The sequence below is a fragment of the Marinobacter sp. R17 genome (genome assembly GCF_003789045.1).
In the GTDB taxonomy this organism is placed as follows: Bacteria; Pseudomonadota; Gammaproteobacteria; order Pseudomonadales; family Oleiphilaceae; genus Marinobacter_A; species Marinobacter_A mangrovi.
The window spans coordinates 25,353-39,570 of record NZ_RHGZ01000034.1 but is presented as its reverse complement, the minus strand read 5'-3'; the positions used below and the strand labels follow the sequence as shown (position 1 = coordinate 39,570).

The following is a 14,218-nucleotide window of genomic DNA, read 5'->3' as shown; positions in this document are numbered from 1 at the left end:
CGGTTTACGCTCCACGCTTCCTCCCCACGGTCAGTCGCCCTTCCGCAGTTGCGCTTCACTTCGCTCGCTGTGGCCAGCTCACGGGAGGACTTGCACCTCCAGGAGTGCGCCCGTGCCGGGCGCACAAGAAAGCGGGCCGGGCGGCCCGCTTTGCTGTCAGGCAGGACGGATCAGAACGCCTTGCTGACCTGCACGCCGGCGCTCCAGGCGCTCAGCTCGTAGGTCGCGGAATAGCTGGCGCCGTTGCCGACCGGCTCGTCGTCGACGGTGTATTCCTGCTCGTTCACGTCCACATCGTCAAACAACAGAACGCCGGCGGCCACGTCGACCGTCCAGCCACTCTGTGCATCGTTCCACTGGGTACCCAGGGTCAGCCACTGACGGTCGTTCGACGGAATACGTGCTGTCCGGTAATTGTCATCCACCGGAGATTCGTCGTAGGCGTAGCCCGCCTTGAAGGCCCAGGCCGGCGTCGCCTGCCAGATACCACCAACGTTGACCTGCCAGGTGTCGTTCCAGTTCTCGGACACGTGGCCGATCAGGCTGTTATCGCCGTACTTGGGTCCGCCCACGGCGGAGATGGTGCCGCCGTCTTCACGGCTTTCGATGTCCAGGGCCTCGAAACGGCTCCATTTGGCCCAGGTGGCACCGGCCAGCAGGGTCACGGTATCGGTCAGCTTGTGGCGGATACCAAACGTCAGGCTCTCGGGAATGTCCAGCGGGACGTTGGCGTCTTCCTTCGCGGTGACCAGGTTAACGCCGCTGGCAGTCACCTGCGGGAAGTTGGTCAGCGTGGAGTCACCCTCCAGGTTCAGCGTGGTGCCGGTCTGGCCGGACAGGCCGATCTGGGTCTTGTCGGTCAATTCATACAGCAGGCCGAAGCTGATCGTCGCGCCGATGTCGTCCCCTTCGGTATCGAAGTAGCCTTCCTGCGGCAGGCCGTAGTTGCTGTAATCCTGATACTTGGTCAGCCGGCCTTTGGCGTAGATGATGTTGACGCCAATCCCCATGGAGAAGCCTTCGCCATTATTAACGGCGATGGAGGGACTCAGGGCGATGGCCGTCAGCTCGGTTTTGTCGGCAAAGTAACGACCTACGAAATCGTCGTCATAATCCGCCTTCAGGCCATAGGGGGCGTGCAGACCGATGCCCACATCAACGGTGTCGTTGATTTCGTGGGTCACGAAGATGTTCGGCAGGTAGGCCGGGTCGGCGATGTCGCCGCCATCGCTACCGCTGACGTCATTACCGACGTTATCCGTCGCGCTGGCCGTGCCATCTTTGACCTCTGCGTCGATGTCCAGCACAGCCGCACCAAAGGACACAGTGGTACCGGACAGCTGGCTCATACCGGCCGGGTTGAAGAACACCGTGGTGGCGTTTTCAGGGTTGGCCGCCGTACCGGCATTGGCCACACCCATCGCGCTTGCGCTTTGTTCATTGAGTGCAAAGCCGCCGGCCATGACCGCTCCGGGGCCGCATAGGGTTGCCGCCAGAATGGCGCGTGACAGGGTATTGTTGTTTCGCATGATTATTATCTCTCCGCCTGTGGACTTGGAAATGGCCGGACCGACCCATGCCTCAACTCACCGCTTCCCTTGCGGGGCGGGCGATTACCACAGCGTCGGTGCACTCCGGACACATCACCGAGGCCGCGAGTATACGCATCGGGCCGGATTGGCCTCAAATGCCAAGGCGACCCATTCGCGAGAACATTTATTAGCTTTAACAACAACTTGAGTGAAATAACAGTGCCGCTGGATGCGGCATGTTCTGATTCAGGGCGTACGGCAGGAACGATATCGGGAGGACCACAGCCCTCCCGATATCGTTTAATCGCCCTGGATCGACAGCTTGTCGACGGTGGATGACAGCTTGTCTGAACCGGCGGCATCAGCCCCCAGCTTGATCATCAGGCGCAGATCGTTGGCCGAATCGGCATGTGCCAGGGCGTCCTCATAGGTGATCGCCCCTTCCGCATACAGCCGATACAGCGCCTGGTCGAAGGTCTGCATGCCGGACTCGTTGGATTTGGCCATCAGCTCCTTGAGCTTGTGCACCTCACCTTTGCGGATCAGGTCCTGTGCCAGCGGGGAGTTGATCAGCACCTCGATGACCGCCCGGCGCCCCTTACCGTCCGGCGTCGGGATCAGTTGCTGGGCAATGATGGCCTTGAGGTTCAACGACAGGTCCATCCAGATCTGGTTTTGCTGTTCCGGACTGAAGAACTGGATAATCCGGTCCAGCGCCTGGTTGGCGTTGTTGGCGTGCAGTGTGGCCAGACACAGGTGACCGGTTTCCGCGAACTGGACGGCGTACTCCATGGTCTGCTTGGTCCGCACCTCCCCGATCAGGATCACGTCCGGTGCCTGACGCAAGGTATTCTTCAGGGCCACTTCGAAGCTTTCCGTATCGATCCCCACCTCGCGCTGGGTGACGATGCAGCCCTGATGCTGGTGGACGAATTCGATCGGATCCTCGATGGAAATGATGTGCCCGCGGGAATTGCGGTTGCGGTGACCAATCATGGCCGCCAGCGAGGTGGACTTACCGGTGCCGGTCGCCCCCACGAAGATGATCAGCCCCCGCTTGGTCATCGCCAGGTCCTTGATGACGTCCGGCAGGGACAGGTCGTCGATCTGCGGAATCTTCACCTCGATCCGCCGCAGCACCATGCCGCAGAGGTTACGCTGGAAGAAAGCACTGACCCGGAAACGCCCGATGCCCCGCGCGCTGATGGCGAAGTTGCACTCGTGGGTTTCCTCGAACTCGGCGCGCTGCTTGTCGTTCATCGCGCCGTAGACCAGCTCGCGGGTCTGCTCCGGCGTCAACGCGTTCTTGGTCACTGGCAGCACCTTGCCGTTGACCTTCATGCTCGGCGGCACGCCGGCCGTGATAAAAAGGTCCGAACCGCCTTTATCCACCATCAACCGCAGCAGTTTTTCAAATTCCATGTTTCACCTGTGTCTTCCCGATCCGAATGTTATCGACGCCGCGGCTGGGCACGGCATCAATCACATCAGAAATTGTCCGGCATCTTGGCTTTCGCGCGGGCCGCTTCGCGGGTGATCTGACCTTTCTGCAGCATGCGATGCAAACACTGGTCGAGGGTCTGCATACCCAGGGAACCACCGGTCTGGATGGCGGAGTACATCTGGGCCACCTTGTCTTCTCGAATCAGGTTCCGGATCGCGGACGTCCCGATCATGATCTCGTGGGCTGCGATCCGGCCACCGCCGACTTTCTTCATCAGGGACTGGGAGATGACCGCCTGCAGGGACTCTGAGAGCATCGAACGCACCATGGACTTTTCTTCCGCCGGGAATACGTCGACGATCCGGTCGATGGTCTTGGCGGCGGAAGTGGTGTGCAGCGTGCCGAATACCAGGTGACCGGTTTCCGCGGCCGTCAGCGCCAGACGGATGGTTTCCAGGTCCCGCAGCTCACCCACCAGGATGATGTCCGGGTCTTCCCGCAGGGCCGAACGCAGCGCTTCGTTAAAGCCCAGGGTGTCCCGGTGCACTTCGCGCTGGTTCACCAGGCATTTCTTGGATTCGTGCACGAATTCGATGGGGTCCTCGATGGTGAGGACGTGCTCGTAACGGCTGTCATTGATGTAGTCGAGCATCGCCGCCAGCGTGGTGGACTTACCGGAACCGGTCGGCCCCGTCACCAGCACCAGGCCCCGCGGGACGGAGGAGATGTCCTTGAACACCTGCCCCATGCCCAGGTCTTCCATGGTCAGTACCTTGGAGGGGATCGTCCGGAAAACAGCACCGGAGCCGCGATTCTGGTTGAAGGCGTTAACCCGGAAACGAGCGACGCCGGGTACTTCAAACGAGAAGTCGGTCTCGAGGAATTCTTCGTAATCCTTTCGCTGCTTGTCATTCATGATGTCATAGATCAGCGAATGGACTTCTTTGTGCTCCATCGGGGGCAGGTTGATCCGGCGCACGTCCCCGTCAACGCGGATCATGGGAGGCAGACCGGCGGACAGGTGCAAGTCGGACGCGCCCTGTTTCGCCGAAAAGGCCAGCAATTCAGTAATATCCATCAGAATTCCTCGGAAGGCTCTTTCTTGGTTCTGTCTGTTCTTCAGGGGTCGTACACCCGGTTCCCGGCCGGCGGTCTGCGCCTTGTGTCGCGGCACGGAGCAAGCCAGAATGGACGCCAGTTTCGACCAGAGGGTTCCAAATGGGCAGCATAGCAGACAATATGGGGGTCGTAACCCGACGCATACAAAAAGCAACAATGGCCGCAAACCGGCCTGCTGACAGTGTGCGACTGCTTGCCGTGAGCAAGCGCAAACCCCCGGAAGATCTGCGTGTTGCGGCTGCTGCCGGCCAGATCGCGTTTGGCGAGAACTACCTCCAAGAAGCGCTGGAGAAGATGGCGTCGCTGTCAGATCTGCCGGACCTGGAATGGCACTTCATCGGCCCCATCCAGTCCAACAAGACCCGCGACATTGCGGCGCACTTTGACTGGGTTCACAGCGTCGACCGACTCAAGGTTGCCCGCCGCCTTAGCGACCAACGCCCTGCTGATCTTGCGCCACTGAACATCTGCCTGCAGGTGAACGTCGACAACGAGGACACCAAGTCCGGTGCGGCCCTGGCAGACATTCCAGCCCTGGCCGCCGAGGTGCTGACCCTGCCCCACCTGTGCCTGCGGGGCCTGATGGCGATTCCCGATCCGGATCAGCCGGAAGCCGACCTGCGGCAGAGCTTCCGGGCCCTGGCGGACGCGCTGGCGCAACTGCGCCAGGCGCATCCCGAAGCCAAAGGCCTCGACACGTTGTCCATGGGCATGAGTGGCGATCTGGAGACGGCCATCGCCGAAGGCGCCACCCTGGTCCGGGTCGGGACCGCGCTGTTCGGGGCGCGGGAGGCCTGACGAACCTGTTATCATTTTTCCAAACCCTTTCATCAGACTGACGGAGTGCCAGCGTGAGCAAACCCCAGACGATCGCATTCATCGGTGCCGGCAACATGGCAAGCGCCATCATCGGCGGCATGATCGAGAACGGCTTCAAAGCGGAAAACATCTGGGTCAGCGCCCCGGACGACAGTCACCTGCAAAGCATCCGCAACCGCTTTGGCGTGAGCGTGACCACCGACAATCGCCATTGCGCGCAACAGGCGGACCTGATTGTCCTGGCCGTCAAACCGCAGGTCATGCGACAGGTCTGCCAGAACATTGCCCCGGTCGTACAGAACACGCGGCCGCTGATGGTCTCCATCGCCGCCGGCCTGGAGTGCGCCACGCTCGACAGCTGGTTGGGCGGTGGACTGCCGGTGGTTCGCGTCATGCCCAACACACCGTCGCTGGTGGGCAAGGGATCGGCCGGCCTCTACGCCACCGATGACGTGGGGCAGGAACAACGGGACGCCGTGAGCGCGATTTTCGAAAGCATCGGCGTGGCCGTCTGGGTCGAGCAGGAAGACCTGCTGCACGCCGTCACCGCCCTTTCCGGCAGTGGACCGGCCTATTTCTTCCTGATGCTGGAAGCCCTGGAAGAGGCCGCCGTGGCCAACGGCCTGGAAGCCACCACAGCCCGCAAGCTGGCCATCCAGACCATGGCCGGCGCGGCGGAAATGGCCGGTCGCGGCCCCGACGAACCTGCCCAGCTCAAGCGCAATGTCATGTCCCCTGGTGGCACCACCGAGCAGGCGATCAAGACGTTTGAAGAAGGCGGCCTGCGCGAGCTGGTCACCAAAGCCAGCACCGCGGCCTACACCCGTTCCGGTGAAATGGCACGCGAACTCGCCAAAGATGATGAGTAAAGGGTAGAAAAACCCGGACACCGACCGCATTATTGACGCCGAACCCGAGTACGGAGCCCAACATGCTGGCGCAGATTGTGATTGCGACGTTACAGATCATTTCCACGTTCTACCTGACCATAGTCCTGCTGCGTTTCCTCCTGCAGCTGGCACGGGCGGATTTCTACAATCCGATCAGCCAGTTCGTGGTCAAGGCCACCAACCCGCCGCTGCGCCCGTTGCGCAAGGTGATTCCCGGCTGGGGCGGCGTCGACGGTGCCGCTCTGGTGTTGGCGATCCTGATCCAGATGCTGACCTTCTTCCTGATCCTGATCACGCTGAGCGGCGGCGTGCCGGCCTTCAACCCGCTGACGCTGGTGGCCTGGTCCGTGGTCACGGTGCTGGGCCTGATCGTGAAGATCTACTTCTGGTCCGTGCTGGCCATCGTGATCATCAGCTGGATCGCGCCCGGCAGCCCCCATCCGGCGATTCAGCTCATCGGCCAGCTGACCGAGCCGGTCATGCGCCCGGTGCGCAACCTGATGCCCGCCGTCGGTGGCCTGGATCTGTCGCCCATCGTGGTGTTCCTGATCCTCAACGTGGTTTCGATCGTGATTGAATACATGGCCCGAGGCGTGGGCCTGGGGCACATCGGCGTCGCCCTGTAATCCCCGACAGCGTCCCACCTCACGCCAGGCCTGCGACCACCCGGTCGCAGGCCTCACTTTTACAAAATGACGCAAATCTATACATGGCGAAACGCATCGCCAGTTGGCTGATTTTTCAAAGTTTCTTCAAAGACCGCCGATAACCCGACTGGAATCAGGTGCTTGAGACGGTCATACGTCACAGAGAGACCTTTTCCGGTGGCCTACCATAGCTACAATATCCGGAATGATTCGTGCGCCGACGTCCGGCAAAAAAAACGGGGGCTGTTTCGCTGACGAGCGGACACCCGAGAAGAACAGCACACGCGCAAATAGGCTAGCCCCATGCATGCAACTGGAAGCTTGACCCACCAGGTGGAGGCCTACCACACCTGGAAGAAGGAACTGATCCGCCAGATCTCCCGCTACCGCCTCTGGCTGCAGGACAACGACCTGTTCTCCGAAGACATCAGCCAGCGGATACGCCGGGGACTGGAACTGCTGATCGAGGACGAGCTGACCATTGCCTTCGTCGGCGAATATTCCCGCGGCAAGACCGAACTCATCAACGCCCTGTTTTTCTCGGAGTACGGCCAGCGCATCCTGCCGTCCCAGGCCGGCCGGACCACCATGTGCCCGACCGAGCTGTTCTACGACCGCACCGAGGGCAAGGACTACCTGCTCCTGCTGCCGATCGAGACCCGTCGTGAAGACCTGTCACTGCAGCAGCTGCGCAAGCGGACCGACCGCTGGCAGCGCTACGACCTGGACGCCAGCGATCCGACGGTCATGCGTGAGGTGCTGGCCGAAGTGGCCCGGGTGAAGAGCGTTACACCGGCGGAAGCCCGCGATCTCGGCTTCCAGGAAAGCATGCTGGAGAACGACCGCAACAACCCCGGCCACGTCCTGGTCCCGGCTTGGCGTAACGCGCAGATCAGTTTCCGCCACCCGCTGTTCGAGCGCGGCCTGCGCATCCTCGATACCCCGGGCCTGAACGCCCTGGGCTCGGAGCCGGAACTGACCATCAGCATGCTGCCCAGCGCCCACGCGGTCATCTTCCTGCTCAGCGCCGATACCGGCGTCACCGCCAGCGACATGACCGTCTGGAAAGAACACATCACCACGGAAGATGCCGATCACCGCGCCGGCCGCTTCGCTGTACTCAACAAGATCGACGTGCTCTGGGACGACCTGCAAGGCCCCGAGCATACCGCTGCCTCCATCGACCGGGTGCGGGAGTACACCGCCGACCACCTGAACATCCACGCCGCCGATGTGATCCCGGTGTCCGCCAAGCAGGGCCTGCTGGCCCGGGTGCAGGGTAACGAGGAGCTGCTGGAGCGCAGTGCTTTGCCGGAACTGGAAAAGCTCATCATCCACCGCATCCTGATGCACAAGGAAGAGCTGATCACCCAGAGCCTGATCAACGACCTGCTGGGCATGCTCCAGAACAGTCAGGCGGCAATGCAGCACCGTCTCGACGCCCTGCGCGAGGAACTGTCGGCCTGCGGGGAGACCCACGTGGATCGCGACGCGCTCAAGCGCCTCGCCGACCGGGCCCAACAGGATTACGACTTCTACTACAAGAAGCTGATCACCCTGCGCTCGAGCCGACGCCTGATGCAGTCCCAGGGCGATATGCTGAAAGACCTGGTGGCCGAAGACCGCTTCGAAGGCCACGTCGAAAAAATTCGCAAGCTGCTCAGCAAGAGCTGGACGACGGCGGGCATGAGCCGGGCCATGAACCATTTCTTCGAGTTGCTGGAAAACGATTTCAGCAATCTGCTGGCCGAAGGTCACCTGGCGGAGAAGATGGTGGCGTCCATCTATCGCCGCTACAACGAGGACACCCGCGCCCGACACCTGGAGCCGATCCCGCTGCGTGCCGGCCGTCACGTCATTGCCCTGCGCGAGCTGCGCAAGAAGGCCGACCGGTTCCGTCGTAATCCCAAGAACATGCTCACCGAGCAAACCCTGCTGATCCGCCGTTTCTTCAACGTGATGGTCAGCGAGGCCCGCACCCTGCACACCCGCGTCCGCGCGGACGTGGAACGCTGGCCCCAGGAAGCCCTACTGCCAATCATGCAGTACTCCATGGAACAGAAGCAGCTGCTGGAGCACCAGATCCGTCGGGTACGTGACTCGGTTCGCAATGAGCGCACGCTGAAGGACGAGCGCAAGCGCCTCGAAGAAAGCATCGCCGACTTGAATCGTCAGCTGGAACTGGCGGACAACATGCACCGTCAGATCCGCAAGCCGGCACCCACGCTGATCCAGCAAAAAGTCGTCAATCTCTCGGGCATTGCCTGATCCGACGAACGCCGCAGCCGGCAACGGGCTGCGGCGTCTTGCAGCCGTTGCCCCCCACCTTTAAACTGCTTCGCTGGCCGGCCTTTATGCCTCGTTCACCCTGCCGGCACAGTCCAGGAACCCATTGTATCGATGCCAGATTCGTTACCGCCTGATTCCGTGGGGCTGGTGGAACCCCAGACCCTGCACTTCGATGAGCCGCTGACCCTCGCCTGCGGGCAGACCCTGCCCCATTACGACCTGGTGGTGGAAACCTATGGCGACCTCAACGCCGACCGATCCAACGCGGTGCTCATCTGTCATGCCCTGAGCGGTCATCACCACGCGGCGGGTTACCACAGCCTGGAAGAACGCAAACCCGGCTGGTGGGACAGTTGCATCGGTCCCGGCAAACCCATCGATACCAACCGCTTCTTCGTCGTCAGCCTGAACAACCTGGGCGGCTGCCACGGCAGCACCGGCCCCATATCCACCAATCCCGACACCGGGCACTGCTACGGCCCGGATTTTCCCGTGGTCACCGTCAAGGACTGGGTGGACAGCCAGGCCAAACTGGCCGATCGACTGGGCATCAAACAATGGGCTGCCGTCGTCGGCGGGTCGCTCGGCGGCATGCAGGCGCTGCAGTGGAGCCTCAGTTATCCCGAGCGACTGCGTCATGCCGTCGTGATTGCGTCCACACCGCGGCTGACAGCCCAGAACATCGCCTTCAACGAAGTCGCACGCAAGGCCATCACCTCCGATCCGGAGTTCTATGACGGCCGCTACGCCGAACACAACGCGACGCCGCGACGGGGCCTGATGCTGGCGCGCATGGTGGGACACATCACTTACCTGTCGGACGCCTCGATGGGCGAAAAATTCGGCCGGGAACTGCGCGAGGAGGCCTACAAGTTCGGCTACGACGCCGAATTCCAGGTGGAGAGTTACCTGCGCTACCAGGGCGAACGCTTCTCCGAGACGTTCGATGCCAACACCTATCTGTTGATGACCCGGGCCCTGGACTACTTCGACCCGGCCTACGACTACGATAACGACCTGGCCGCGGCCATGAGCCAGGCCCGGTGCGAATTCCTGGTGCTGTCGTTCAGTACCGACTGGCGTTTCACGCCGACCCGCTCCGAGGAACTGGTCAACGCCATGATCGCCGCCCGCCGCAAGGTCAGCTACGCGGAAATCGATGCGCCCTGGGGCCACGATGCCTTCCTGATCCCGACGCCGCGCTATGAAGACATCTTCACGGCCTACATGGACCGGGTCGCCCGGGAGGTGCAGCAATGAGAGCCGACCTGGAAATCATCGAGAAATGGATCCAGCCTGAAAGTCACGTCCTGGACCTGGGCTGTGGTGACGGCACACTGCTGGATTACCTGCAGCGGGAAAAGCAGGCCACCGGGTTTGGCCTGGAGATCAACCCGGACCACATCACCACCTGCATGGGTCGCGGTGTGAGCGTGATCGAACAGGATCTGGACGTCCAGGGGCTGGGCAATTTCCACGACCAGAGCTTTGACGTGGTGCTGATGACCCAGGCCCTGCAGGCCGTGCGTCGCCCGGACATCGTGCTGGACGAAATGCTACGGCTGGGCCGGGAATGCATCGTTACCTTCCCCAACTTCGCTTACTGGCGACTGCGCTGGTATCTGATGCGCCAGGGCCGCATGCCGGAATCCGAGACGCTGCCCTACAAGTGGTACAACACCCCGAACATTCACCTGTGCACGTTCAAGGATTTCGAGGCACTCTGCTATCGTAAGAACATCCAGATCATGAACCGCACCGTAGTGGACAGCGAACACCGCTACCGCTGGTTCAACCGGCTGTGGCCCAACATGCTCGGGCAGATCGCGATCTACCGCATCACCCGCTAGGCCGCATGAACCGCGAGGAGGTCACCATGAACCGATACATGGCCCGTCTTCAGCTGGTACTCGCCCTGTGTGCCGCCCTGCTGCTGGGCAGCGGCGCGGCCCGTGCCGGCCAGTTCGAACAGTTTGGCGACTACCAGGTGCATTACAGCATCTTCCCCAGCAGCTTCCTCTCGGCGGAGGTCGCCAGCCGCTACGATATCGTGCGCAGCCAGTCCATCGGCATCGTCAACGTCAGCATCCTGCGCCTGGGCGAACAGGGCCGGCTGGAGCCGGTCTCCGGCCAGGTGGAGGGTCAGGTGGTCAACGACATCCAGCAGCGGCGCATCCTCGGCTTTCGCCGCATCAGCGAGGGCGACGCCGTCTACTACATCGCCCAGTTCCCCTTCAGCGAAGGCGAGCTTCTGACCTTTGAGCTGCAAGCCAACGCCCCCGGCGCGCCCGGCAACATGCCGGTCCGGGTGGCCCAAACCCTGATGAACGATTGAGAGACCATGCCTGAACAGCGACTGGTACTGGCCAGCAACAATGCCGGCAAGATCCGCGAACTGAGTGAACTCCTCGCCCCCCTGCATTTCCAGATCGAAGCACAGGGCAGCCTGGGCGTTCCGGAGGCGGAAGAGCCGGCCGTGACCTTTGTGGAAAACGCCCTGATCAAGGCCCGCAACGCCGCCAGCCATACCGGGCTGCCGGCCCTGGCCGACGATTCCGGGCTGGCGGTGGACGCACTCAGCGGCTCGCCGGGCGTGCGCTCGGCCCGCTATGCCGGCGACAGCGCCACTGACGCTGATAACGTCCGGCACCTGCTGGAAGCCATGGCCGACATCCCGGACGCCGAGCGCACCGCACAGTTCCACTGCGTGCTCGTGCACCTGCGTCACGCCCAGGATCCGACTCCCCTCATCTGCCACGGCGTCTGGGCCGGTCGCATCCTGACCGAAACCCGCGGCGAGGGCGGCTTTGGCTACGATCCGGTGTTCTGGGTCCCCGAACGCGGCTGCTCTGCCGCGGAACTGGCACGCAGCGAGAAAAGTCGGATCAGCCATCGCGGCAAGGCCCTCGAAGGCCTGCTGGCCAGCCTGCGAGACCGGACAGCCCCATGAATCGTCCGGCCGCTTCCGGCCAACTGCCGCCGCTGAGCCTGTACCTCCACATGCCCTGGTGCGTGCGCAAGTGCCCCTACTGCGACTTCAATTCCCACGCCCTGAGCGGAGCCATTCCCGAAGACGACTATCTGGCAGCCCTGCTGGAGGATCTGCAGGCGGATCTGCCGGGCGTCCAGGGACGTCCTGTCGAGACCGTCTTTATCGGCGGCGGCACGCCGTCGCTGATGTCCGGTGACTTCTATGCCCGCCTGTTCGATGGGCTGGCCCGGCAACTGGACTTTGCCAGCGACGCCGAGATCACGCTGGAAGCCAACCCGGGCACGCTCGAGCAGGGCCGTTTTGACGCGTTTCGTCGGGCCGGCATCAACCGGCTGTCGCTAGGCATTCAGAGCTTCGATCCCGCCCAGCTCAAAGCCCTGGGGCGCATCCACGACGACCAGGCCGCTCGCGCAGCGATCCAAGCCGCTCGCGATGCCGGTTTTGACAATTTCAACCTGGACCTGATGCACGGCCTGCCAGAGCAGACCGTCGAGCAGGCACTCGCAGACCTGGACGCCGCCCTGTCCTTCGAACCGCCGCACTTGTCCTGGTATCAGCTGACGCTGGAGCCGAACACCGAATTCTACAGCCGGCCCCCGGACCTGCCGGAAGACGACACGCTTTGGCAGATCTACAGCAGCGGCAGCGACCACTTGCGCCGCGCCGGCTACGACAGCTATGAGATTTCCGCCTGGAGCCGCCCGGGTCGCGAAGCCCGACACAATCTCAACTACTGGCGTTTCGGCGATTACCTGGCGCTTGGGGCCGGCGCCCACGGCAAGCTGACGGACGGTGACAGCGGCGAGATCCGTCGCTACTGGAAGACGCGCCAACCGGACGCCTACCTGAAACGCCTGGGCAGCCGGACGGCCGGTCAGCAAAGCCTGGAACGGGACGACCTGCCACTGGAGTTCATGATGAATGCCCTGCGGCTGGGCCACGGCGTTGACGAAAGCCTGTTCACAGAACGTACAGGTTTACCGCTGACAGAGATTGCTGCGATACTCACAGACCTGCGCTCAAAAGGGCTGCTGGTGCCTGACCGACTTCAGGCAACGCCGCTGGGACAGCGTTATCTCAACAGCATTCTGGAACCGTTCCTGCCATGAACGAAGGCACCCTGCCCCCGATCCCCCGCCCGCTCAAGCTGCTGACGATCAGCGCCATGATCATGCTGGCCCTGTTGGTGGGCATCAACGTCCCATTGGTTACCGGCGTTGCGCCGCAGGGCATCATCAGCCTGCAGTTTGCGACCACCGCCGAGCAGACGCTCGACATCCTCAACAGCTGGGGATCGGACAGCAGCCACTGGGCCGTGGCCTCCCTGACCCTCGATTTTCCCTTTGTGGTGATCTATGTGTTGGCGCTGATGGCGTTGACCGACTACCTGATGAGCGATCGGCCGGGTATTCGGGAGCGCCAGGCAGGACGCTGGGTGAGAGGCCTGTTCGTGGCCGCCGGGGCCAGCGACCTGGGGGAGAATATCTGCCTGCTAACGAACCTGGCGGAGCCGGATGACGTACTCAGCCTGTCGGCCACTGTCTTCGCGATGATCAAGTTCACCGCCCTGCTGATGGGTGCCGCCGGGCTGGTGGTGATCCGGGCCGCCCGCCGACATCCTCTCAGCTACTGACGCCGTTCCGGCCGCTTAATTGGTCCGCCGGAACAGCAGATCCCAGACGCCATGACCGCGCTGCAGGCCACGATGCTCAAACTTGGTCTGGGGGCGCTCTTTCGGACGCGGGGAGAAACCACCTTCCGGCATGGTGTTGGCAAAGCCTTCCGCTTCGCTCATCACATCCATCATGTGTTCGCTGTAGTTCTCCCAGTCCGTGGCCAGATGGAAGATCCCGCCCACCCGCAGCTTGTGGCGGATGCGCTGGACAAATTCCGGCTGCACCAGGCGACGCTTGTGGTGACGCTTCTTGTGCCAGGGGTCCGGGAAGAACAGCATCACCCGGTCGAGGGAGGAATCCGGCAGGCACAGATCGATCACGTCGTTGGCGTCGATGTTGTAGATGCGCACGTTCTCCAGGCCTTTCTCCTCGATCGCCTTCAGTAAGGCGCCGACACCGGCGGTGTGTACTTCCACGCCGATGAAATCCTGCTCCGGTGCGGCTTCCGCCATGGTGGCCAGTGACTGCCCCATACCAAAGCCGATTTCCAGATTGAGGACAGCCTGGCGGCCGAAGACCTGGCGCGGATCGATCATCCCGTCCTCCCGGGTCAGGCCGTATTTGGGCCAGCTCCGGTCATACGCCTTCTTCTGGCCTTCCGTCATCCGCCCCTGGCGCAGCACGAAGCTGCGGATACCACGGCGCGTGGTGACCGGCTCATCCGGGTTATCGGTCGGCTGGCTGTCTTTCTCGTCGGTCATTGAGATCTCTCGTCTGATTCAATCCGCGGCGCCTTCTGCACCACGCTGTAAAGGGAGGCAGTGTATCAAAGCTTACGCGGACTGTGAGGTTTGGACCACTTCCTCTCTC

14 protein-coding genes are annotated in these 14,218 nt (G+C 62.4%); 10 read left to right on the top strand and 4 right to left on the bottom strand.

Features of this window, described 5'->3' with window-relative positions; translation table 11 throughout:
• Nucleotides 1–170 precede the first annotated feature (170 nt).
• The 3 genes from EB809_RS18935 to EB809_RS18925 all read right to left on the bottom strand — a co-directional run bounded on the left by EB809_RS18935 (nt 171) and on the right by EB809_RS18925 (nt 4,054).
• Nucleotides 171–1,529 (bottom strand): OmpP1/FadL family transporter, encoded by a 1,359-nt coding sequence (locus EB809_RS18935; RefSeq protein ID WP_123636414.1) that lies wholly within the window; start codon nt 1,527–1,529, stop codon nt 171–173.
• Nucleotides 1,530–1,832: 303 nt separating this feature from the next.
• Nucleotides 1,833–2,954: a PilT/PilU family type 4a pilus ATPase gene (locus tag EB809_RS18930; RefSeq protein WP_123636413.1), complete on the bottom strand. Its 1,122-nt coding sequence runs from the start codon at nt 2,952–2,954 to the stop codon at nt 1,833–1,835.
• 65 nt (nt 2,955–3,019) lie between these two features.
• Entirely contained in the window at nt 3,020–4,054 is a 1,035-nt protein-coding gene (locus EB809_RS18925) for a type IV pilus twitching motility protein PilT (protein ID WP_123636412.1), read from the bottom strand.
• Between the two features lie 140 nt (nt 4,055–4,194).
• On the opposite strand from EB809_RS18925, the gene EB809_RS18920 reads away from it, so the two are divergent.
• From EB809_RS18920 to EB809_RS18875, 10 genes are all read left to right on the top strand, one after another.
• Nucleotides 4,195–4,893, top strand: coding sequence for a YggS family pyridoxal phosphate-dependent enzyme (locus tag EB809_RS18920; RefSeq protein WP_123636411.1), 699 nt, complete (start codon nt 4,195–4,197; stop codon nt 4,891–4,893).
• A gap of 53 nt (nt 4,894–4,946) precedes the next feature.
• The gene (gene proC / locus EB809_RS18915) at nt 4,947–5,783 is read left to right on the top strand and encodes a pyrroline-5-carboxylate reductase (protein ID WP_123636410.1); all 837 of its coding nucleotides are present in this window, start codon (nt 4,947–4,949) and stop codon (nt 5,781–5,783) included.
• 62 nt (nt 5,784–5,845) lie between these two features.
• Nucleotides 5,846–6,430 (top strand): YggT family protein, encoded by a 585-nt coding sequence (locus EB809_RS18910; RefSeq protein ID WP_123636409.1) that lies wholly within the window; start codon nt 5,846–5,848, stop codon nt 6,428–6,430.
• 324 nt (nt 6,431–6,754) lie between these two features.
• A complete protein-coding gene (locus EB809_RS18905) occupies nt 6,755–8,719 on the top strand; it encodes a dynamin family protein (RefSeq protein WP_123636408.1) in 1,965 nt (654 codons plus the stop codon).
• Between the two features lie 132 nt (nt 8,720–8,851).
• A complete protein-coding gene (metX, locus tag EB809_RS18900; RefSeq protein ID WP_123636407.1) occupies nt 8,852–10,000 on the top strand; it encodes a homoserine O-succinyltransferase MetX in 1,149 nt (382 codons plus the stop codon).
• Nucleotides 9,997–10,590 (top strand): methionine biosynthesis protein MetW, encoded by a 594-nt coding sequence (gene metW / locus EB809_RS18895; RefSeq protein WP_123636406.1) that lies wholly within the window; start codon nt 9,997–9,999, stop codon nt 10,588–10,590. The genes metX and metW overlap by 4 nt, the downstream gene beginning before the upstream one ends.
• A 26-nt stretch (nt 10,591–10,616) precedes the next feature.
• Complete coding sequence (locus EB809_RS18890) at nt 10,617–11,075, top strand: DUF4426 domain-containing protein (RefSeq protein WP_123636405.1); 459 nt, start codon at nt 10,617–10,619, stop codon at nt 11,073–11,075.
• Nucleotides 11,076–11,081: 6 nt separating this feature from the next.
• Nucleotides 11,082–11,690, top strand: coding sequence for an RdgB/HAM1 family non-canonical purine NTP pyrophosphatase (gene rdgB / locus EB809_RS18885; RefSeq protein WP_123636404.1), 609 nt, complete (start codon nt 11,082–11,084; stop codon nt 11,688–11,690).
• Nucleotides 11,687–12,841: a radical SAM family heme chaperone HemW gene (gene hemW / locus EB809_RS18880; protein ID WP_123636403.1), complete on the top strand. Its 1,155-nt coding sequence runs from the start codon at nt 11,687–11,689 to the stop codon at nt 12,839–12,841. The genes rdgB and hemW overlap by 4 nt, the downstream gene beginning before the upstream one ends.
• Nucleotides 12,838–13,365 (top strand): hypothetical protein, encoded by a 528-nt coding sequence (locus EB809_RS18875; protein ID WP_123636402.1) that lies wholly within the window; start codon nt 12,838–12,840, stop codon nt 13,363–13,365. Before hemW ends, EB809_RS18875 begins: the two co-directional genes overlap by 4 nt.
• Nucleotides 13,366–13,380: 15 nt before the next feature.
• Here the strand turns inward: EB809_RS18875 and trmB are convergent, their stop codons facing one another.
• Entirely contained in the window at nt 13,381–14,109 is a 729-nt protein-coding gene (trmB, locus tag EB809_RS18870; RefSeq protein WP_123636401.1) for a tRNA (guanosine(46)-N7)-methyltransferase TrmB, read from the bottom strand.
• Between the last annotated feature and the right edge of the window lie 109 nt (nt 14,110–14,218).